The organism is Xanthomonas sp. WHRI 1810A, assembly GCF_040202885.1.
Classification (GTDB): domain Bacteria; phylum Pseudomonadota; class Gammaproteobacteria; order Pseudomonadales; family Pseudomonadaceae; genus Aquipseudomonas.
Window position 1 is genome coordinate 19,481 of record NZ_JBEGED010000022.1, and the last position, 21,241, is coordinate 40,721.

At 61.6% G+C, this 21,241-nt stretch carries 15 protein-coding genes; 7 read left to right on the top strand and 8 right to left on the bottom strand.

Going from position 1 to position 21,241, the window contains the following annotated elements:
- Nucleotides 1-192: 192 nt before the first annotated feature.
- From ABQX22_RS23855 to mfd, 3 genes are read right to left on the bottom strand one after another with little or no spacing between them, the layout of a single operon-like run.
- Nucleotides 193-2,892, bottom strand: coding sequence for a DEAD/DEAH box helicase (locus ABQX22_RS23855; RefSeq protein ID WP_349802344.1), 2,700 nt, complete (start codon nt 2,890-2,892; stop codon nt 193-195).
- A 42-nt stretch (nt 2,893-2,934) separates the two neighbouring features.
- Nucleotides 2,935-3,474: a CsiV family protein gene (locus tag ABQX22_RS23860; protein WP_349802345.1), complete on the bottom strand. Its 540-nt coding sequence runs from the start codon at nt 3,472-3,474 to the stop codon at nt 2,935-2,937.
- 10 nt (nt 3,475-3,484) lie between these two features.
- Complete coding sequence (gene mfd, locus ABQX22_RS23865) at nt 3,485-6,937, bottom strand: transcription-repair coupling factor (RefSeq protein ID WP_349802346.1); 3,453 nt, start codon at nt 6,935-6,937, stop codon at nt 3,485-3,487.
- A 197-nt stretch (nt 6,938-7,134) separates the two neighbouring features.
- On the opposite strand from mfd, the gene ABQX22_RS23870 reads away from it, so the two are divergent.
- Entirely contained in the window at nt 7,135-8,583 is a 1,449-nt protein-coding gene (locus ABQX22_RS23870; protein WP_349802347.1) for a glyceraldehyde-3-phosphate dehydrogenase, read from the top strand.
- Between the two features lie 1,612 nt (nt 8,584-10,195).
- Here ABQX22_RS23870 and ABQX22_RS23875 read toward each other — a convergent pair.
- A complete protein-coding gene (locus ABQX22_RS23875; RefSeq protein WP_349802348.1) occupies nt 10,196-11,488 on the bottom strand; it encodes an MFS transporter in 1,293 nt (430 codons plus the stop codon).
- Between the two features lie 394 nt (nt 11,489-11,882).
- Between ABQX22_RS23875 and sthA the strand changes: the two genes are divergently transcribed.
- Nucleotides 11,883-13,277, top strand: coding sequence for a Si-specific NAD(P)(+) transhydrogenase (gene sthA, locus ABQX22_RS23880; protein ID WP_349802349.1), 1,395 nt, complete (start codon nt 11,883-11,885; stop codon nt 13,275-13,277).
- A gap of 42 nt (nt 13,278-13,319) precedes the next feature.
- Here sthA and ABQX22_RS23885 read toward each other — a convergent pair whose 3' ends face one another.
- The gene (locus ABQX22_RS23885) at nt 13,320-14,042 is read right to left on the bottom strand and encodes a glycerophosphodiester phosphodiesterase (RefSeq protein WP_349802350.1); all 723 of its coding nucleotides are present in this window, start codon (nt 14,040-14,042) and stop codon (nt 13,320-13,322) included.
- A gap of 60 nt (nt 14,043-14,102) precedes the next feature.
- On the bottom strand, nt 14,103-14,690 hold the full coding sequence (locus tag ABQX22_RS23890; protein WP_349802351.1) for a PilZ domain-containing protein: 588 nt from the start codon (nt 14,688-14,690) through the stop codon (nt 14,103-14,105).
- A gap of 152 nt (nt 14,691-14,842) precedes the next feature.
- Between ABQX22_RS23890 and ABQX22_RS23895 the strand changes: the two genes are divergently transcribed.
- The 4 genes from ABQX22_RS23895 (at nt 14,843) to queF (ending at nt 19,098) form a co-directional block, all read left to right on the top strand.
- Complete coding sequence (locus ABQX22_RS23895) at nt 14,843-16,093, top strand: lipoprotein-releasing ABC transporter permease subunit (RefSeq protein ID WP_349802352.1); 1,251 nt, start codon at nt 14,843-14,845, stop codon at nt 16,091-16,093.
- A gap of 7 nt (nt 16,094-16,100) precedes the next feature.
- Nucleotides 16,101-16,784, top strand: coding sequence for a lipoprotein-releasing ABC transporter ATP-binding protein LolD (lolD, locus tag ABQX22_RS23900; RefSeq protein ID WP_349802353.1), 684 nt, complete (start codon nt 16,101-16,103; stop codon nt 16,782-16,784).
- A 78-nt stretch (nt 16,785-16,862) separates the two neighbouring features.
- Nucleotides 16,863-18,107 carry a lipoprotein-releasing ABC transporter permease subunit gene (locus ABQX22_RS23905; RefSeq protein WP_349802354.1) on the top strand — a complete coding sequence of 415 codons (1,245 nt, stop codon included), beginning with the start codon at nt 16,863-16,865 and terminating at the stop codon, nt 18,105-18,107.
- Nucleotides 18,108-18,267: 160 nt separating this feature from the next.
- On the top strand, nt 18,268-19,098 hold the full coding sequence (gene queF / locus ABQX22_RS23910) for an NADPH-dependent 7-cyano-7-deazaguanine reductase QueF (RefSeq protein WP_349802355.1): 831 nt from the start codon (nt 18,268-18,270) through the stop codon (nt 19,096-19,098).
- A 123-nt stretch (nt 19,099-19,221) separates the two neighbouring features.
- Here queF and ABQX22_RS23915 read toward each other — a convergent pair whose 3' ends face one another.
- Nucleotides 19,222-19,479, bottom strand: a complete 258-nt coding sequence (locus ABQX22_RS23915; RefSeq protein WP_349802356.1) for a DUF4404 family protein — start codon at nt 19,477-19,479, stop codon at nt 19,222-19,224.
- A 113-nt stretch (nt 19,480-19,592) separates the two neighbouring features.
- On the bottom strand, nt 19,593-20,240 hold the full coding sequence (locus tag ABQX22_RS23920; RefSeq protein WP_349802357.1) for a hypothetical protein: 648 nt from the start codon (nt 20,238-20,240) through the stop codon (nt 19,593-19,595).
- A 203-nt stretch (nt 20,241-20,443) separates the two neighbouring features.
- Between ABQX22_RS23920 and ABQX22_RS23925 the strand changes: the two genes are divergently transcribed.
- Entirely contained in the window at nt 20,444-21,145 is a 702-nt protein-coding gene (locus ABQX22_RS23925) for an MlaA family lipoprotein (protein WP_349802358.1), read from the top strand.
- The last annotated feature ends 96 nt before the right edge of the window (nt 21,146-21,241 follow it).

The window sequence follows — 21,241 nt, forward strand, 5'->3', positions numbered from 1 at the left end:
GTAGAGTCGCGTTGACGCGTAACACGAACCCAACGCAAAACCCCGTGGGAGCGGACCTGTCCGCGAAGGGGCCGGTCCATTCAACGCATCTACGTTGCCTGGTAGTCAGTCTTCGCGGACAGGTCCGCTCCCACATGGATCTCTATCTGATGCCCTGCCGGGTTTCCAGCGAAATCCCACAGGACAGCAACCTCAGCGCTTGCCCTTCTTCGGCACCGCCGGCAGCGGCGCGAACAGCGCTTCGATGTCGTCGTCCTTGAGCTTCCAGTCGCCGGCCGATCTGCCGTCCAGCACACCGGAGGCCAGCGCTGATTTTTCCTGCTGCAGCTGCTGGATCTTCTCTTCCACCGTGCCCCTGGCGATCATCTTGTAGACGAACACCGGTTTTTCCTGGCCGATGCGATACGCGCGGTCAGTGGCCTGGTTTTCGGCGGCCGGGTTCCACCAGGGGTCGTAGTGAATCACCGTGTCGGCGGCGGTGAGGTTCAGGCCCGTGCCGCCGGCTTTGAGGCTGATGAGGAAGATCGAGTGCTTGCCGCTCTGAAAATCCTGCACCGGGGTGCGGCGGTCTTTGGTGGCGCCGGTCAACAGCGCGTAGTTGATCTCCCGCTGCTCCAGTTCGGCCTGGATCAGGGTCAACATCGAGGTGAACTGCGAGAACAGCAAAATCTTGCGGCCTTCCGCCAGCAGTTCTTCGATCATCTCCATCAGGCTTTGCAGCTTGGCGGAACTGCCATAGCGGCCCGTGGTGGGCGGGCTGTTGACCAGGCGCAGGTCGCAACAGACCTGACGCAGTTTCAGCAGCGCTTCCAGAATGATGATCTGGCTGCGGCCGACGCCCTTGAGGGTGATTTCGTCGCGGACCTTCTTGTCCATGGCCAGGCGCATGGTTTCGTAGACGTCCCGCTGCGCGTCGTTGAGCTCGACCCAGTGCACGATCTCGGTCTTGGGCGGCAGCTCGGTGGCCACCTGTTCCTTGGTGCGCCGCAGCAGGAACGGCTTGATCCGCGCGTTCAGGTGCTGAAGACGCTCGTCGTTGCCGTGCTTTTCAATGGGCGCGCGGTAGTTGCTGTTGAAAGTTTTGTTGTCCCCCAACCAGCCCGGCATCAGGAAATGAAACAGCGACCACAGCTCGCCGAGGTGGTTTTCCAGCGGCGTGCCGCTCAGGCACAGGCGTTGCCGGGCGTTCAACGCGCGTGCGGCCTGGGCCGCCTTGCTGTTGGGGTTCTTGATGTACTGCGCCTCATCGAGCACCAGCACGTGCAGCAACTGCTTGCTCAGCAGCTCGACATCCCTCGGCAGCAAGGCGTAAGTCGTCAGGATCAGGTCGTAATCGGCCAGGCTGGTGTAGTCCTGATGGCGATTGGCGCCGTGCAGCGCCAGCACCCTGAGCTGGGGCGTGAAGTGTTTAGACTCATCGACCCAGTTCGGGATCAGGCTGGTGGGCATGACCGCCAGGGCCGGACGGTCCAGACGACCGGCCTGTTTCTCCACCAGCAAATGGGTCAGGGTCTGCAGGGTTTTGCCCAGCCCCATGTCGTCGGCCAGCACACCGCCCACTTCCAGCTCGCGCAGCGCCTGCATCCAGCTCAGACCCTCGAGCTGATAGGGGCGCAGCGTGGCGTTCAGGCCGGTGGGCAGGGTGATCTTGGCGTCCTTGATATTGAGCAGCCGCTCGGAAAACTGGCGCAGGCGATCGCCGCCTTCCCACACCAGCGGTATGTCGTCCAGGTGCTTGAGTCGCGTGGCGTCCGCCGTGTTCAGGCGAAGGGTGGTGTTGCCGTCCTCGCGCCAATAGAAATCGCCCAGGGTCGCCAGCACCGTTTTCAGGCGGCCATAGGGCAGGGCGACCTGAATCGGCAAACCGCCGCGCGGGGTAAAATGGTTGAGCTGCACCAGCAGTTGTTCGTCGTCCCGGCGCTTGGCGATGCCGTTGAGGGTCATCAGCTCGGGGTGCGTGCGCAGCAGGTTGATCAGGATCGGCAGCAGGCTCAGGCGTTCGCCGTTGACGATGATGCCCAGCTCCAGATCAAACCAGTGCCGGTCGGGCTCATCGTCCACCACCGCGTACCAGTCGTCCACCGGGGTCACGTCAAAGCCGAAATCATCGGCCAGATCGATGTCCCACTGCAGGTCGCGCAGCACCGGCAGCTCGTTGAGCATGAACTGCAGCCAGGCCTTGTCGTTGGGCAGTTCGAACATTTCGCCGGCACTGTCGGGCAGCGCCTTGCTCTGGCGCGTGGCGATGCGGAAACCCAGGTCCAGCAGCTGTTTGCGGAACAGCCCTTCAAGCTCGGTATCACGGCGGATGCGCAGGGTTTCGTCGCTCAGGTGGCGCACGATGTCGCCGGAGCGGCCGGGGGGCACCGGGCCCGAGGCGTAGAAATCGCCGTAGGCGAACGCCAGGGCGGCGCGGTGCTGAATATGGCGCAGCATCTTGCCGTTGCGCGGCTCGTAGGCGCTGTACTCGAAACTGGCCAGGGTCAGGCGCGGTGACGGCTCCGCGTCGTCGATCACGCGTTCCGGCAGCGCAGGTTTTTCGTCCGCCTTGGCGGTGGGCGCGACCTGTTTATCCACGGCGGCCAGAATCCCTGGCAGGGCGATCGGGTCCTGCAGAAAAAACATCGCCGCCGCACAGTGCTTGCAATTGGTCCTGACCGGACAGGTGCACTTGGCGACCACAAAATTGCGCGTGCGCGCCGGGTCCTTGAATTGCAGGGTCTGGGTGTAGATTTCCAGGCTCGAGCCACGGCATACGGTGCGCACCAGGTCCGGGCTCAGGTGCTGCAGCATGACCCGCTTTTCCTGGGCGTATTTGAACCCGCGCTCGATACTCTGCGCTTTGAACAAGGGCTCCCATGGCGTGGCCAGGGCTTTTTCTAAAAGGGACAACACGATTCCGGACAACCCTACGCGACGCGATGCTTGAGGTGTTTAAAGAGAGGAAACCTTGATCAGCATGGCCAGACTTCCGTTGTCCATGTAGGTCAATTCACCATTTTTTACCCGCGTCGACTGGCGCATGCGCTCGCTGGTGATCAACACGCCGTGGGCATCGAGCTGATTGACCCAGAAATTGGCGTCGATGTCGGTGAAGCGTGCCAGTGCCAGGCTGACGGTCCCCTCAATAGGAAAATGACCAAATTGCTCCTGCCCTGCGCTCAACGCAACCTTGCTTGGTGCCGCCGTCAAATCCTGTTGCCAGGCTTTGTGCAGCAGGACTTTGTAGAGGCCGCTGGCGTCGAGCTTGTCGGACAGGCTGTCCAGCGTGGTCGGTTGCTGATCTTCGGCAACCAGCCTGCGCGCGCCGCTCGCCCAGTTTTCCGGGGAAGGCTGGTTGGTGGCCGCCGGCTGATCGATCTGCCGGAACAGGATCACTTCCACCTGAAACGTGCCGTCGGCACGCGCCATGGGGGCAAACACTGCCGGCGCCATCAGCACCAGCAGCAGGGTCAGCGAGTGAAACAAACGCATGGTGCTTCCTTCACGCAGGTGTCGGGTTCAGGCGCTCGAACAGCGCTTCCAGGTGATTGAAACGCTCTTCCGGCCGCTCCATCGGCACCGAGAATTTGAACATCGTGGCGCCTTCGAATTTGTACCGGTTGGGCTGGCTCTGAATCAGCTTGATCAGTGTCAGCGGGTCCACCGACGTTTCCGCGCCGAATTCGATGCGGCCACCTTGCGGTCCCGCGTCGACCTTCTTGATCCCCAGTTGCTCGGCCTTGAGCTTGAGCGAGGTCAGGCGCACCAGGTTCTTGGTCGGCTCGGGCAACAGGCCGAAGCGGTCGATCATTTCCACCTGCAGGTCTTTGAGACCCTCTTCGTCGGCGGCGTTGGCGATGCGCTTGTACAGGATCAGGCGGGTGTGGACGTCCGGCAGGTAGGCTTCGGGAATCAACGCCGGCAAGCGCAGGTTGATTTCCGGCCCGCCGCCCAGGGGCTGATCGAGGTTCGGTTGCTCGCCCTTTCGGATCGACTTCACCGCGCGTTCAAGCATTTCCATATAAAGGGTGAAGCCCACCGCCTGAATCTGCCCGCTCTGGCCGTCGCCCAGCAACTCGCCGGCGCCCCGGATTTCCAGGTCGTTGGTGGCCAGCACGAAACCGGCGCCGAGGTCCTGGGTATTGGCGATGGCCTCCAGACGCTTTTCGGCGTCAGGAGTGATCTGTTTGCGCGGCGGCGTCAGCAGGTAGGCGTAGGCCTGGTGATGACTGCGTCCGACCCGGCCGCGCAGCTGGTGCAGCTGGGCCAGGCCGAACTTGTCGGCGCGCTCGATGATGATGGTGTTGGCGCTCGGCACGTCGATGCCGGTCTCGATGATGGTCGAGGCGATCAGCACGTTGAAACGCTTGTGGTAGAAGTCGCTCATCACCTGTTCGAGATCGCGTTCGTGCATCTGTCCGTGGCCGATGCCGATCCGCGCTTCGGGCACCAGTTCGGCCAGGTCGGCGGCGCATTTCTCGATGGTCTTGACGTCGTTGTGCAGGTAATACACCTGGCCGCCGCGCAGCAGTTCCCGCAGCAGGGCTTCCTTGACCGTGGGTTTGTTCTGCTCCATGACGAAGGTGCGCACCGAAAGGCGCCGGGCAGGCGGCGTGGCAATGATCGACAGGTCGCGCATCCCGGCCACGGCCATGTTCAGCGTGCGCGGGATCGGCGTGGCGGTGAGGGTCAGGATGTCGACCTCGCTGCGCAGGGCCTTGAGCTGTTCCTTCTGCCGGACTCCGAAGCGGTGCTCTTCGTCGATGATCACCAGACCCAGGTTTTTGATCTTGACGTCGTCCTGAAGCAGCTTGTGGGTGCCGATCACGATGTCGATCTTGCCCTCGGCCAGATCGGCGACCGCGGCGTTGATTTCTTTGGCGGACTTGAAGCGGCTCATCACTTCCACGCTCACCGGCCAGTCGGCGAAGCGATCGCGGAAGCTGTTGTAGTGTTGTTGAGCGAGCAGCGTCGTCGGCACCAGGATCGCGACCTGACGCCCGCCGTGCACGGCAATGAACGCCGCGCGCATGGCCACTTCGGTCTTGCCGAAGCCCACGTCGCCACACACCAGCCGGTCCATGGGCTTGGGCGCGAGCATGTCGGCCCGTACCGCGTCGATGGTGGTTTGCTGGTCGGGGGTTTCCTCGAACGGGAAGCCGGCGCTGAACGTGTCGTAATCGAGCTTAGGGTCGGCGAACGCATAACCTTCACGCGCGGCGCGGCGGGCGTAGATGTCCAGCAGCTCGGCGGCGACATCACGCACCTGCTCGGCGGCCTTGCGCTTGGCTTTCTGCCAGGTTTCCGACCCCAGGCGGTGCAGCGGCGCGAGGGCGTCGTCGCTGCCGGTGTAACGGGCGATCAAGTGCAGGTTGGCCACCGGGACGTACAGCTTGGCTTCCTCGGCGTACATCAGCATCAGAAATTCCGCGACCTGGTTTTCCACCTCCAGCGTGGCAAGGCCCAGGTAGCGGCCCACACCGTGGTCGATGTGCACCACCGGCGCGCCTTCGCGCAGCTCGGTCAGGTTCTTGATCACCGCGTCGGCGCTGTGGCCCTCGGCGCGTTTCTCTCGGCGACGGCGCTGCATCACGCGCTGGCCGAACAACGGGCTTTCGGCGATCAGGGCCAGCGCCGGATCATCCAGCACCAGGCCTTCATCCAGCGGCGCGATGGTGATGGTCAGGCGTTCTTTGCTGTCGACGAAATCCTGCCAGCTGTCCACGGTTTTCGGCCGCAGCTTCAGGCGTTCCAGCAGCTCCAGCAGCACTTCGCGGCGCCCGGCGGATTCGGCGGTGAACAGCACGCGGCCGGGGAATTCATCGAGAAAACCCGACAACGCCCCCAGCGGTTGCGCGGCCTTGGCTTCGATGGCCAGATCGGGCAGCACCCGCGCCGGGAAGCGATCGCGGCCGACGCCGGTGTCGACGTCGTCCTGGCTGACCACCACGCGCGGCCAGGTTTTCAGGCGGGCGAAGCAGTCTTCCACCGGCAGGAACAGCTCGTTGGGCGGCAGCAGCGGGCGTTCGGGGTCGTAGCGACGGTCTTCGTAACGGTTGCGCACGTCGTTCCAGAAGGTGTCGGCGGCGTGTTCGATCCCCGGCATCGAGAACACCTGGGTGTCCTGGGGCAGGTAATCGAACAGGGTCGCGGTTTCTTCGAAGAACAGCGGCAGGTAGTACTCGATGCCTGCGGGCGTGATGCCGCTGCTCAAGTCCTGGAAGATCGTGTTGCGGCGGAAGTCGACGTCGAAGCGCTCGCGGAACCGCGCCTTGAAGCCAGTGACGGCCTCCTTTTGCAGCGGGAATTCCTTGGCCGGCAACAGGCGGATGCGGTTGACCTTGTCGATGGAACGCTGGGTTTCCGGCTCGAAGGTGCGCAGGGTTTCGATTTCATCGTCGAACAGGTCGATCCGGTACGGCAGTTTGCTGCCCATGGGGAACAGGTCGATCAACGCGCCGCGTACCGTGAACTCGCCGTGTTCGTAGACCGTGTCGACGTAGCGATAGCCGGTGGCTTCCAGGCGACTGCGCATCTGCTCAAGGTCGAGCTTCTGGCCCACGTCCAGCACCAGGCTGCTGCCCAGCAGAAACTGCGTTGGCGCCAGGCGGTGCAGGGCGGTGGTGATCGGCACGACGAGCACGCCATGGGCCAGTTCCGGCAGCCGGTACAGGCTGGCGATGCGCTGGGAGATGATGTCCTGATGCGGCGAGAACAGATCGTAGGGCAGGGTTTCCCAGTCGGGGAAATGCAGCACCGGCAGCGCCGGTGCGAAAAACTTCAGTTCCTGCTCGAGTCGCTCGGCACTCTGGCTGTCGGCGGTCAAAAGCAGGGTGAAGCGTTTCGCCGCGCTGGCGGCCTCGGCAATCGCCAGGCTCTGAGCGGCACCGGGCAGATTGCCCCAATGGGTTTTGCCTGCAGCAGCAGGAAGTTTCGGTAGGCGCAGAACAGGCACGGAAGATAAAGCTCCAGGCGTTGCGGCAGGGGCGGCGATTGTAACTAAAGAAAGAATCCGCTGTCAGTTTTACGACCGCGTGTCTATGCCGTGCATTTATGTAGTGCCGCGCGAGCTGACAACCGCGCATTGCCTATAAACAAAGGCGCGGTCATAATGTAGCCCCTTTTTTCAGCCCCTACATGTGGAAGGTTCCCGTGACTCAGAAGCCCGACCAGTGTCTTGGTGAATGGATTGATCGTGAGGCCCTGGCCGAGGCGATGATTCCTCTTATCGGTCAGCTCTACCGCAATAATAACGTGGTGAGCTCGATCTATGGCCGCAGCCTGATCAACCGTTCAGTGATCGCGATTCTCAAAGCCCACCGTTTTGCCCGCCATCGTCAATCCGATGCCAGCGAATTGTCCGTTCACGAGACGTTCCCGCTGATCAAGGCGATGAGCGAGCTCAAACTGGGCGCCGCTTCGGTGGACCTGGGCAAGCTGGCCGTGAAGTTCAAGGCCGAAGGCAATGGCCGCACCGCCGAGCAGTTCGTCCGTGAAGAAATGGCCGACGTGGTGGGTCAGCAAGGCGTCGGCCCGCGCAAGGGCACGGACGTCGTGCTTTACGGTTTCGGCCGTATCGGTCGTCTGCTGGCGCGGATCCTGATCGAAAAAACCGGTGGTGGCGACGGCCTGCGTCTGCGGGCCATCGTGGTGCGCAAAGGCGCCGAAAACGACCTGGTCAAGCGTGCCAGCCTGTTGCGTCGTGACTCGGTACACGGTCCGTTCGACGGCACCATCACCATCGACGAAGCCAACAGCACCCTCACCGCCAACGGCAACCTGATTCAGGTGATCTACGCCAAGAATCCGACCGAAGTCGATTACACCCAATACGGCATCAAGGACGCACTGCTGGTGGACAATACCGGTGTGTGGCGCGACGCCGATGGTCTGGGCCAGCACTTGCAATGCCCGGGTATCGATCGCGTGGTGCTGACCGCGCCGGGCAAGGGCAAGCTGAAAAACATCGTTCACGGCATCAACCACCAGCAGATCACCGACGACGACAAGATTGTGTCGGCGGCGTCCTGCACCACCAACGCCATCGTGCCGGTGCTCAAGGCCGTCAACGACAAGTTCGGCATCGTCAACGGTCACGTTGAAACGGTTCACTCGTACACCAACGACCAGAACCTGATCGACAACTTCCACAAGGGTGATCGTCGTGGCCGCAGCGCCGCGTTGAACATGGTTATCACTGAAACCGGCGCCGCCACTGCCGCTGCCAAGGCCCTGCCTGAGCTGGCCGGCAAGCTGACCGGCAACGCGATCCGCGTACCGACGCCGAACGTGTCCATGGCCATCCTCAACCTGAACCTCGAGAACGCCACCACCCGCGAAGAAGTGAACGAATACCTGCGCTACATGGCGCTGCATTCGGACCTGCACAAGCAGATCGACTTCGTGAACTCCCAGGAAGTGGTCTCCACCGACTTCGTCGGTTCGCGTCACGCCGGTGTGGTCGATGCCGAAGCCACCATCTGCAACGATAACCGCGTTGTGCTGTACGTCTGGTACGACAACGAGTTCGGTTACAGCTGCCAGGTGGTTCGCGTGATGGAAGACATGGCCGGGGTCAACCCGCCAGCGTTTCCTAACTGAGTGAGCTGCAAGCGGTAAGCTTCAAGCTGCAAGCTGAAGCCCTATGAAAACGCCCCGACACTGTTCGGGGCGTTTTTGTTTGTGGGCTCACCGCCTCACTGCTTCTGCCGAAGGCGTGGGAGCGAGGCTTGCCCGCGATCTGGCGCGCAGCGGCAACAAAACCCGACGGCTCGGTGAGTCAGGCAGGCCGTGCATTGCGGATTCATGACCGCTGCGCGGCCAATCGTCGGCAAGCCGGACTCCCACGCCTTCGGCAGAAGCAGCAGCGGAAATGCGTAGCAGCGCGCTTGCCCGCGAAAGCACTCTGTCAGCAACTCGGGGCGGTTTTGTTTGTGGGTTCACCGCCTCACTGCTTCTGCCGAAGGCGTGGGAGCGCGGCTTGCCCGCGATCTGGCGCGCAGCGGCAGTACAATCTGACGGCTCGGTGAGTCAGGCAGACCGTGCATTCCGGATTCATGACCGCTTCGCGGCCAATCGTCGGCAAGCCGGACTCCCACGCCTTCGGCAGAAGCGGTAGCGGAAATGCGTAGCAGCGCGCTTGCCCGCGAAAGCATTCTGTCAGCAGCTCGGGGCGTTTTTGTTGGCGAGGTTCTCTGCATCAATGCTTCTGCCGAAGGCGTGGGAGCGTGGCTTGCCCGCGATCTGGCGCGCAGCGGCAGCAAAACCTAACGGCTCGGTGAGTCAGGCAGACCGTGTCTTCCGGATTCATGACCGCTTCACGGCCAATCGTCGGCAAGCCGGACTCCCACGCCTTCGGCAGAAGCAGCAGCGGAAATGCGTAGGAGCACGCTTGCCCGCGAAAGCATTTTGTCAGCAGTTCGGGGCGTTTTTGTTGGCGGGCTCACCGCCTCACTGCTTCTGCCGAAGGCGTGGGAGCGTGGCTTGCCCGCGATCTGGCGCGCAGCGGCAGTGAAACCTGACGGCTCAATGAGTCAGGCAGACCTTGGATTCCGGATTCATGACCGCTGCGCGGCCAATCGTCGGCAAGCCGGACTCCCACGCCTTCGGCAAAAGCGGTAGCGGAAATGTGTAGGAGCGCGCTTGCCCGCGAAAGCATTCTGTCAGCAGTTCGGGGCGTTTTTGTTTGTGGGCTCACCGCCTCACTGCTTCTGCCTAAGGCCTGGGAGCGTGGCTTGCCCGCGATCTGGCGCGCAGCGGCAGTAAAATCCGACGGCGGGGTGATTCAGGCAGGCCGTGCCTTCCGGATTCATGACCGCTTCACGGCCAATCGTCGGCAAGCCGGACTCCCACGCCTTCGGCAGAAGCGGTAGCGCAAATGCGTAGGAGCGCGCTTGCCCGCGAAAGCATTCTGTCAGCAGTTCGGGGCGTTTTTGGTGGCGAGTTCACCGCCTCACTGCTTCTGCCGAAGGCGTGGGAGCGTGGCTTGCCCGCGATCTGGCGCGCAGCGGCAGCAAAACCTGACGGCTCGGTGAGTCGGGCAGACCGTGCCTTCCGGATTCATGACCGCTTCACGGCCAATCGTCGGCAAGCCGGACTCTCACGCCTTCGGCAGAAGCGCAACGTACCGACAAAAAAACGCCCCGAACTGAGTCGGGGCGTTTTTGTTCTTGCTTTTACTTACCGCTTAAAGCTTACGGCTTTCAGCTTACGACTACGCCACCGCCGCACTGCCATGCACATGGCTCTTGCCCCGACGGAACAAGACCAGCGTCGCGATCAAACCCAACACCGCCGCGCCGCTCAGCCAGATGCCCGGCGCTGCCTTGTTGTCCAGCACGTGGATCAGGTAGGTGCAGGCCGCCGGGGTGAAGCCGCCGAAGGTCGCGGTGGCCAGGCTGTAGGCCAGCGAGAACCCGGTGGTGCGCACTTCCACCGGCATGATTTCAGCCAGGGACACCACCATGGCGCCGTTGTACGAGCCATAGAGGAAGGACAACCACAATTCGACCATCAGCAAGTTGGCGAAGCTGGGGTTGGATGTCAGCCAGGACAGGGCAGGGTAGGCGGTGATAATTGCCAGAATGGTCGCCCCGAGCAGCAGGGGCTTACGACCGATCTTGTCAGACACCGCGCCCATTACCGGCAGCCAGATGAAGTTCGAAATACCAACGCACACCGTTACCAGCAGCGCATCGAGGTCCGACAGGTGCAGCTCGTTCTTGCCGAAGGTCGGGGTGTAGGCGGTGATCAGGTAGAACGAAACGGTGGTCATGACCACCAGCGCCATGCCTGCCACCACGATGCCGAAGTTCTGGCCGATGGACCGCACCACTTCCTTCAAGGTCGGGCGATGCTGCTGGGCGCGGGCTTCGAACTCAGGCGTTTCTTCCAGGGAACGCCGAATAATGAAGATCACCGGCACGATCAGACAGCCGATCAGGAACGGCACGCGCCAGCCCCAGTCGCCCATCTCCGCAGGGCTCAGCCAATGGTTCAGTGCGACGCCCAACAGGCCGGCGAAGACCACCGCTGCCTGTTGACTGGCCGATTGCCAGCTGACGAAAAAGCCCTTGCGGCCCGGCGTGGCGATTTCTGCCAGGTACACCGAAACACCGCCCAGCTCAACGCCGGCGGAGAAGCCTTGCAGCAGTCGACCGACCAGCACCAGCAGCGGCGCCGCGACGCCCAAGGTCGCGTAGCCCGGCACGCACGCAATCAGCACGGTGCCCATGGCCATCATCGCCAGGGTAATCACCAGTCCTTTTTTACGGCCGTGACGGTCGATGTAGGCACCGAGGAAGATGGCGCCGAGCGGGCGCATCAGAAAGCCGGCGCCGAAGGTCGCCAGCGACAGCATTAACGAGGCGAACTCGCTGTCGGCGGGGAAGAAGGTTTTGGCGATGGCCGTGGCGTAAAAGCCATAGACCATGAAGTCGAACATTTCAAGGAAGTTGCCGCTGACAACGCGAAATATCGCTCTGCCTTTGCCGGTGGTCGAGGCCATTTGGAATTACTCACTTAAGCTGTCTAGCTAGGGGGATCCGTTGTATTTATGCGTCCTCTCTGGGCAATCCGAGCTTGGTCTCGGCTGACGCAGATTTGTAACGATATGTTTAAAAATGGCGGATGGCAATCAGAAGACAGCGACCGGTGAGGGCGGTTCGGTCGGCGATGCGGGCCAGACACAGGATCGAACGCGTTTGCGATTACCGGACCTCTCCAGCGAATCACGCCGGGCAGCGCAGACAAAATTGCCCGCGCCGCGACCAAGGGTTAATGTTCGCCGCGGCGCTGGACGTATAGACTGCGCCGCATGATTGAATTCTTCCCGTCGCCGGCCGCGGCGGAAGTCAGCCGGAGACGCCAAAATGGCGCTCGGCACGTTCTAAGGAGTACGCATGGCTGTCTACAACTACGACGTAGTGGTACTGGGTTCCGGCCCCGCTGGAGAAGGCGCGGCAATGAACGCCGCCAAGGCGGGGCGCAAGGTGGCCATGGTCGACAGCCGTCGCCAGGTCGGCGGCAACTGCACGCACCTGGGGACCATCCCGTCCAAGGCGTTGCGTCACTCGGTCAAGCAGATCATTCAGTTCAACACCAACCCGATGTTCCGGGCCATTGGCGAGCCGCGCTGGTTCTCCTTCCCCGACGTGCTGAAAAACGCCGAGATCGTGATCAGCAAGCAAGTGGCGTCGCGCACCGGTTACTACGCACGCAATCGGGTGGATGTGTTCTTCGGCACCGGCAGTTTCTCCGATGAGCGCACCATCGATGTGGTGTGTCCCACCGGCATCGTCGAAAAGCTGGTCGCTAACCAGATCATCATCGCCACCGGCTCGCGGCCTTATCGCCCCGCCGATATCGACTTTTCCCACAAGCGCATCTACGACAGCGACACCGTGCTGAGCATCAGTCACACGCCACGCAAGCTGATCATCTACGGCGCTGGCGTGATTGGTTGCGAATACGCGTCGATCTTCAGCGGTCTGGGGGTTGAGGTCGAGCTGATCGACAACCGCGATCAATTGTTGAGCTTCCTGGATTCGGAAATTTCCCAGGCGCTGAGTTATCACTTCAGCAACAACAATGTCATGGTTCGCCACAACGAAGAGTACGAGCGCGTTGAAGGGCTGGATAACGGCGTGATCCTGCACCTCAAGTCCGGCAAGAAGATCAAGGCCGACGCCTTGCTCTGGTGCAACGGCCGCACGGGCAACACCGACAAACTGGGTCTGGAAAACGTCGGCCTCAAGGCCAACGGGCGTGGACAGATTGACGTCGACGAAACCTATCGCACGTCGGTGCCGACCATTTATGGCGCAGGCGATGTGATCGGCTGGCCGAGCCTGGCGAGCGCGGCGTACGACCAGGGCCGTTCAGCGGCGGGCAGCGTGGTCGATAACGGCAGCTGGCGCTTCGTCAATGACGTGCCGACCGGGATTTACACCATTCCGGAGATCAGCTCCATCGGTCAGAACGAACATGAGCTGACCCAGGCCAAAGTCCCGTATGAAGTGGGCAAGGCGTTCTTCAAGGGTATGGCTCGCGCGCAGATTTCAGGCGAGCGGGTGGGGATGCTGAAAATCCTCTTCCACCGTGAAACCCTGCAGGTGCTGGGCGTGCACTGCTTCGGTGACCAGGCGTCGGAGATCGTGCACATCGGTCAGGCGATCATGAACCAGCCGGGCGAGGCGAACACGCTGAAGTACTTCGTCAACACCACATTCAACTACCCGACCATGGCCGAGGCCTACCGGGTCGCCGCCTACGACGGCCTGAACCGGCTTTTTTGAGCGACTCCGGCCGGTGGCCTGAGCCGGCCGGGGAGACCGATTTCAGTGATTCCCAAGCGTGGCGCTGGCCAAACCGGGAAAGTCTGTAATCAGGCTGTCGACGCCGAAATCAGCGAGCCTGCGCATCAGTGCCGGTTCGTTGACCGTCCACACCGACACATGCAGCCCCTGCGCCTGGGCTTTCTTCAGGCGCTCCGGGGTGCACAGCGTCCAGTTCAACGCCAGGATTTCACAGCCGTAACCCTGCGCGACCTTCAGCGGGTCGAGCCAGGCGTATTCGGCCACCAACCCGCGCGCGATGTCCGGCGTCAGCTCAAGGGCCGCCCGCAGCACTTCCCGAGAACTTGAGGTGATGGTGACCTTGTCCAGCAGGCCATGGCGCTGAGCCATTTCCCGAATCGCCAGCACGGTGGTGGCTGCCCGGGTGCGTGACGCGCTTTTGACTTCGAGCTGCCAGTGCTCGAAGGCGCATTGCTCGAACAACTCTTCCAGACGCGGAATCGGGCAGGGATTGACCCAGCCTGGCCCACCCTTGCGTGCATCGTAGGTCACCAGATCGCGGGCGTCGTGCTCGACCACCTTGCCGCGTCGGTCGGTGGTGCGTTTGAGGGTGGGGTCGTGGATGACCATCAGTTCGCCGTCACGGGACAAATGCAGGTCCAGTTCGCAACGCTTCACGCCGTGTTTCAGGCATTCCTGAAAGCTGGTCAGGGTATTTTCCGGTGCTTCGCCTTTTGCGCCGCGGTGGCCATAGATCAGGGTCACAAATACTCCTTGGGGACGTGCGCCGTTGTCGTGCTTTCAGTGAAACGCGAATACAGCCCGTTATTCGGGCGAGGAATCGTTTTGCTCCCGGGCCAGCCGCCGTTGCTGGGCCTGTCGTTGCAGGATGTGTCTGGCCAGCAGCTGGCGCTGGGCGTCAGGCAGGTCGATGAACTCGATGCCGATGTCGAAATCACCAACGTGAAGCGCGTCGCAATGCGTCACCCGGGCCTTCAGCATCATGCCGGAGGCCTGAGGCATCAAGACCATTTTGATCCCCAGCAGGGTGCCGGCGGGAAAGGGCTGTGCCGATTCAAACTGCAGGCCGCCCTCGGACATGATGACCTTTTGCGGCTTGCCGAGCTTGCCCAGCACGGTCTGCGCCACGACCTGACCAAGCAGGTCGATGCGCTTGCTCAGGGCCTTGAGAAAACTGTTGAGGGTGCGGTCGCGCTCATCGAGCTGGCGCAACAAATGCTGGGACTCGAACTCGCTGATGTGCAATTCGCTGAGCAAATCGAACAACGCCGAGGTGCCTCGGTGAGCGTGTTCATCCACCGCACCCGGCCCTGAGAGCGGGTTAATTTCCAGTGCGACGCTGTCCTCGATACGGTAGTATTCGCGGCGTTCTTCTTCATCTAATGTCGACATGGCGAACCCATGGTAGCGGCGGTTGTCAGAATGATCGCTCAGCGCGATCACGCAGTTGGCTCAGAGTGTTTTGAGTGTAAGGCTGCTCGCTGAGACCTACCACAAGGACGTTCCCCATTCCTGCGAACACGCCCTAAATGTCAAGCACCTAAATGTTCAGACCTCTTTTCGTCTTCATCGGCACGCGTTACACCCGTGCAAAACGCCGTAATCATTTTGTCTCCTTCATATCCCTGACGTCGATGATCGGACTCGCCCTTGGCGTCGTCGTGATGATAGTCGTGTTATCGGTCATGAACGGCTTCGATCATGAGATGCGCACCCGCGTGCTGGGCATGGTGCCACACGCCACCATCGAATCCGGCGAGCCGATCAAGGATTGGCAAAGCCTGGCGGCCAAGGTCATGCAGAACAAACAGGTGGAGGCGGTTGCGCCGTTCACCCAGATGCAAGGTCTGCTGACCAACAACGGCAACGTCCAGAAAATCCTCCTCAATGCCATCGACCCGGTTCAGGAACGTAAAGTTTCGATCATCGATCAATTCATGAAGCAGGGACGCCTCGACGATCTGGTCGCCGGAGGGTTCGGCGTGGTGATCGGCGACAAGGCCGCGACCAAGCTGGGGGTGGGCATCGGCGACAAGGTGACCTTCGTCGCACCGGAAGTCACCGTCACGCCGGCCGGGATGTTCCCTCGCATGAAGCGCTTCACCGTGGTCGGCATTTTTCATGTCGGCGCCGGTGAGCTGGACGGCTATCTGGGCGTGACCAACCTTCAGGATCTGGCGCGTCTGCACCGCTGGAAACCCGATCAGGTACAAGGGCTGCGCCTGAAGTTCACCGACCTGTTCAAGGCGCCCCGCACCGCGTACGAAATCGCGCAGAATCTCGGCGAGCACGAGTACTACTCCCGGGACTGGACCCGCACCCACGGCAACCTCTATCAGGCCATCGGCATGGAGAAATCCATCATTGGCCTGTTGCTGCTGCTGATCGTTGCCGTGGCGGCGTTCAACATCATTTCCACGCTGGTGATGGTGGTCAACGACAAGCGCGGCGACATCGCGATCCTGCGTACGCTCGGCGCAACCCCCGGCCAGATCATGGCGATTTTCATGGTCCAGGGTACGGTCATCGGCGTGGTGGGGACGGCCATCGGCGCGGCCATCGGCATTTTCGCCGCGCTCAATGTCAGCGCTGCGATCTCGGCGCTGGAAGGCCTGATCGGTCACAAGTTTCTCAACGCGGATGTCTATTTTATCGACTATCTGCCGTCGCAGTTGATGGCCGAAGACGTGTTCCTCGTCTGCGGCGCGGCATTGATCCTGAGTTTCCTCGCCACCCTGTATCCAGCCTGGCGTGCCGCGCGCACCCAGCCGGCAGAGGCGTTACGTTATGAGTGAGTCGGGCATGAGTGATAAAGCAGTGTTGAGTTGCCGCAACCTGGGCAAATCCTACGAGGAAGGCCCGGAATCGGTGACGGTGTTGTCCGGCCTGCAACTGGAGTTGCATGCGGGCGAGCGGGTGGCCATCGTCGGCAGTTCGGGTTCGGGCAAAAGTACCTTGCTCAACCTGTTGGGCGGTCTGGACACCCCGTCCGAAGGCAGCGTCTGGCTGGCCGGCGAAGAGTTGTCGGCGCTGAACGAAAAGGCCCGTGGGCTTTTGCGTAATCGGGCGTTGGGTTTCGTCTACCAGTTTCACCACCTGCTGCCGGAATTCACCGCCCTGGAAAACGTCTGCATGCCGTTGCTCATCGGCAAGACCGCGATCCCGGAGGCCCGTCAACGCGCCACAGCATTGCTGGAGCGGGTAGGGTTGGGGCATCGTCTGGCGCACAAGCCGTCCGAGCTGTCCGGCGGTGAACGCCAGCGGGTTGCCATTGCCCGGGCCCTGGTCAATCAGCCTGGGCTGGTGATGCTCGATGAGCCCACCGGTAACCTCGACCATCACACCGCCCAGGGCATCCAGGACCTGATGCTCGAACTGAGCACTTCCTCGCGCACGGCGTTCCTGGTGGTGACGCACGACCTGACCCTGGCCAAACAGATGGACCGCGTGCTGAGCCTGCAGGACGGCAGGCTGATCTCCATCTGATGCAGCCCGCCCGGCGCCGAACACATCGGTGTCGGCGCCTGTTTGTTTTTAGCGACTTTTAGCTACGGTGCTCCACGAATGTTCAGACCGTTATCGATCTTTATCGGCACGCGCTACACCCGGGCCAAGCGTCGGAACCACTTCATCTCGTTCATTTCCATGACCTCGATGATTGGCCTGGCGCTGGGCGTCCTGGCGATGATTGTGGTGTTGTCCGTGATGAACGGCTTTCAGCAGGAAATGAGCTCGCGCGTCCTGGGCATGGTCCCGCACGCGGTGATCTCCGGTGTCACGCCGCTGGATGACTGGAAGCCGGCTGCCGCAGCGGCCATGAAGAATCCGGAAGTGACCGCCGCCGTGCCGTTCACCGAGATGGACGGCATGCTGTCCTACAAAGGCGCGATGCAGCCGATCCAGATCAGCGGGGTTGAGCCGGGGCTGGAGTCACAGGTGTCGATCGTCACTCAGCACATCGTTCAGGGCCGCATGCAGGACCTGAAACCGGGCGACTTCGGCGTCGTCATCGGCGAGATCACCGCCCGGCGCTTTCGCTTGAATGTCGGTGACAAGCTGACCCTGATCGTTCCGGAAATCAGCACGGCGCCCGGTGGCATTACCCCGCGCTTGCAACGCTTGACGGTGGTCGGCGTGTTCAAGGTCGGCGCCGAACTTGATGGTTCAATGGCGCTGGTAAACGTGGCCGACGCAGCTACGATCCAGCATTGGCAGCCCAATCAGGTTCAGGGCGTTCGCCTGGCCGTGAAGGATCTGTATGCCGCGCCGCAGGTCTCGACCGCGATTGCTGCCGGCCTCGGCGCCGGCTACAAGGCGGACGACTGGACGCACACCCAGGGCAGCCTGTTCAGCGCGATGAAAATGGAAAAGACCATGATCGGTCTGTTGCTGCTGATGATCGTCGCGGTGGCGGCGTTCAACATCATCGCGACCCTGATCATGGTGGTGAACGACAAGGGCGCGGACATCGCCATCCTGCGCACCCTCGGCGCCACGCCCGGGCAGATCATGGCGATCTTCGTGGTGCAGGGCACCGTAATCGGTGTGGTCGGCACCGTGATCGGCGGCGTGCTGGGTGTCATTGCGGCCATCAACGTCAGCGCCATGGTGGGCTGGATCGAGCGCGTGACCGGGCAGCATATCTTTACCTCGGATGTGTACTTCATCAGCAACCTGCCGTCTGATCTGCAGGGCACGGACGTGCTGCTGATCTGCTCGGCCGGCTTCATCCTCAGCTTTCTGGCCACTATTTATCCAGCCTGGCGCGCAGCACAGATTCAACCGGCCCATGCGTTGCGGTATGAGTGATGTGTTGCGCTTGGCGAATCTGTAGGAGCCAACTTGTTGGCGAATGGTTGTCCGCGGCGGGTCACATACGCCGCCTCGCGAACAAGTTCACTCCTACGGGTTCTCGCCAGGTTTGAAAACGATAAACTCCCAAAACACCTCATCAGATTCAGGTCCCGTCATGCATCCCGCTGCCGAACATTCGCCGCTGGGCAAGTCCAGTGAATACATCGCCACCTACACGCCGTCGCTGTTGTTCCCGATACCGCGTGCGGCCAAGTGGGCCGAGCTGGGGCTGACCGCCGAGACGTTGCCTTACCAGGGCGTCGACTTCTGGAATTGCTACGAGCTGTCATGGCTGCTGCCGTCGGGCAAGCCGGTGGTGGCCATCGGTGAATTCGCGATCCCCGCGGACTCCCCGAATATCATCGAATCCAAGTCCTTCAAGCTGTACCTGAACTCGTTGAACCAGACGCCGTTTGCCTCCCAGGCCGAACTGGTGGCGACGCTGGAAAAGGACCTGTCCGCCGCTGCGGGCAAGTCAGTGGGTGTGCGGATCCGCAGTTTGAAAGATATCGAAGGGGAAGGCATCGTGGCGGCACCGGGCGTGTGCATCGATGATCTGGACGTCAGCATCAGCGGCTACGACCGTCCACAGCGTGAGTTGCTGCGCTGTGATGACGCGCACATCGTCGAGGAGGCGTTGCACAGTCATTTGCTCAAGTCCAACTGCCCGGTCACCAGCCAGCCGGACTGGGGCAGTGTGGCGGTGCAGTACCGCGGCGCGGCGCTGGATCACGCGAGTTTTCTGGCCTACATCGTCAGCTTCCGCCAGCATTCGGACTTCCACGAGCAATGCGTGGAGCGGATCTTCACGGACCTGCAGCGCCTGTTAAAGCCGGAAAAACTGACGGTGTCGGCGCGCTATGTCCGGCGTGGCGGGCTGGACATCAATCCGTACCGGAGTACGGAAGCGTTGACGATGGAGAATGGGCGGTTGGCGCGTCAGTGATTTCCGGACGCTAAAACCTCTGTAGGAACGAACGTGTTCGCGAAGGGCGGCAAATTCAACGCATCTAGTGCGCCTGAACCACGGCTTCGCGAATAAATTCGCTCCTACAGAAAGTGGGGCGCATCAAATCCCGATATTGCCCAACGTCTGGACGATGTTGCGCAGGGTGCCGGCGATGCCGGGGTGTTCCAGTTCAAAGCGTTCGACTGCCAGATTGACGCCATCGGACAGACTGGCGTCCTGCGTCTCGAGCTCGATCTGCGATTGAATCTGCGCCATCAAGTCGCGCAGGTTTTCGCGTTCGTCTTCGTTCAGCGGCGGGTTTTGATCCAGTTGCTCGCGCAAGGTGTTGAGTTGCTCTTGCAGTTCGCGGGCGGGCATAGGGTGCTCCCTTTATGAATAGTCACAGCATGGACCCCGGCGGACGGCCAAAGGTCCTTGTTGCGTAAGACTAATCCAGTGCACGACAACCTGCATGCTGTCGATCAAGGTTTTCAGGGTTTCTCCGCTTTCATCCGGCGCAGCGCGATATCGGCCAGGCACGACTCCAGTTCGCCCAGGTGATCGATCACCGAATGCGCACCGATTTCATACAGCTTCAGCGTCGCCCGGGTGCGCCGTTGTTCCCGTTGAAGATCGGTCAGCGCCTCCCATTGGGCGGGGGAGGCGCCGCACAGGGGCCCGCAGGAGGCCAGGCCGATGGTCCACAGCCCGGCGTTGAGTCCCGACGTGATCAGGCGCGGGTCACCGCTGATGAGCACGCAGCCGTCCAGTTGACTGACCTTCAGGCTCATCAAGGCTTGCCAGCAGGCGTCTGGCGCAGGCCAGTGATTGTCGGGGTGGGGCGCAGGCTGAATCAGGCCACGCAACGGTTCTGCCAGGGCGTCGGCGATGACGGCGGGATACTCGTCGATCCACGCACAGGGGATGCCTTGTTTGCGCAGCGACTTCAGCACGCCGAGGGCGCCTGGGGTGGCAACGGCATAGTCGGCGGCTTGCCTGGCAACGGTGGCTGAAACGAATTGTTGCGAATCTTTTGTCCTGAGCGTTCCCGCCTGCGCACCAAAGTCCACGAGACAGCCGCTGAGGCCAAACAGCACAGCCGTGATCGAGGGCGCAGGAACAGCGACGGGAGCAAGCATGGATATCCCTCTTAAATAGAGCTGAAACTAAGGGATTCACATGACAGTCCGATGACCGCGTCGTGACGGTGGTCACGGCTGTTCAAGCCCGTGGGAAAACCTTCGGACGTGGACGACGTAAATCATCGCGGAACGCTTTATACTCGCGACTTTGTTTTGGGGGCGTAGCGCCCGCTTCATAACTTTGACCAGGAGTGTCAGCTATGCCCGTGAACGGTGCAGGCTTGTTTAATCGTTTTGCCAAGATCTGTTTTTGTGCCGGTATCGCTCTGGTTCCACTGGCCGCACAAGCCGCTGACGAAGACCCATGGGAAGGCGTCAACCGCGCGATCTTCCGTTTCAACGACACTCTCGACACCTACGCGCTGAAGCCTATCGCGCAGGGTTATGAGTTCATCACGCCGCAGTTCCTGGAAGACGGCATCCACAACATGTTCAAAAACGTCGGCGACGTGACCAACCTCGCCAACGACGTGTTTCAGGCCAAACCGGCCGCCGCAGGCGTCGATACCGCGCGTTTGATCTTCAACACCACGTTCGGTCTGGCGGGTTTCTTCGACGTCGGCACCAAGATGGGTCTGCAGCGCAACGACGAAGACTTCGGTCAGACCCTCGGTTACTGGGGCGTGGGCAGTGGCCCGTTCGTGATGCTGCCGTTCTTCGGCCCGAGCACCGTGCGTGACGCCGTCGCCAAGTACCCGGACACCTACACTGCACCGTACCGCTACATCGACGACGTGCCGGTCCGCAACTCGCTGCTGGGCCTCAACATCGTTGATACCCGCGCCAGCCTGCTGTCGGCCGAGAAGCTGATCAATGGCGACAAGTACGTCTTCATCCGTAATGCCTTCCTACAGAACCGTGAGTTCAAAGTGAAGGACGGCAAGGTCGTCGACGATTTCTGATCTGCGCTTCAAGCCCGATGACGCAAAAAGGCGACTCGATTGAGTCGCCTTTTTTTCGGGAAGCTTTTTGTCGAAACTGTGAACCCGTTCCGCTCG

Excerpts from the sequence above, each read along its gene's own strand:
- ABQX22_RS23920 (WP_349802357.1), bottom strand. The coding sequence starts at position 20,240 with ATGCTTGCTCCCGTCGCTGTTCCTGCGCCCTCGATCACGGCTGTGCTG.
- ABQX22_RS23905 (WP_349802354.1), top strand. The coding sequence starts at position 16,863 with ATGTTCAGACCGTTATCGATCTTTATCGGCACGCGCTACACCCGGGCC.
- ABQX22_RS23890 (WP_349802351.1), bottom strand. The coding sequence starts at position 14,690 with ATGTCGACATTAGATGAAGAAGAACGCCGCGAATACTACCGTATCGAG.
- lolD (WP_349802353.1), top strand. The coding sequence starts at position 16,101 with ATGAGTGATAAAGCAGTGTTGAGTTGCCGCAACCTGGGCAAATCCTAC.
- ABQX22_RS23895 (WP_349802352.1), top strand. The coding sequence starts at position 14,843 with ATGTTCAGACCTCTTTTCGTCTTCATCGGCACGCGTTACACCCGTGCA.
- ABQX22_RS23925 (WP_349802358.1), top strand. The coding sequence starts at position 20,444 with ATGCCCGTGAACGGTGCAGGCTTGTTTAATCGTTTTGCCAAGATCTGT.
- ABQX22_RS23860 (WP_349802345.1), bottom strand. The coding sequence starts at position 3,474 with ATGCGTTTGTTTCACTCGCTGACCCTGCTGCTGGTGCTGATGGCGCCG.
- ABQX22_RS23875 (WP_349802348.1), bottom strand. The coding sequence starts at position 11,488 with ATGGCCTCGACCACCGGCAAAGGCAGAGCGATATTTCGCGTTGTCAGC.
- ABQX22_RS23915 (WP_349802356.1), bottom strand. The coding sequence starts at position 19,479 with ATGCCCGCCCGCGAACTGCAAGAGCAACTCAACACCTTGCGCGAGCAA.
- sthA (WP_349802349.1), top strand. The coding sequence starts at position 11,883 with ATGGCTGTCTACAACTACGACGTAGTGGTACTGGGTTCCGGCCCCGCT.
- queF (WP_349802355.1), top strand. The coding sequence starts at position 18,268 with ATGCATCCCGCTGCCGAACATTCGCCGCTGGGCAAGTCCAGTGAATAC.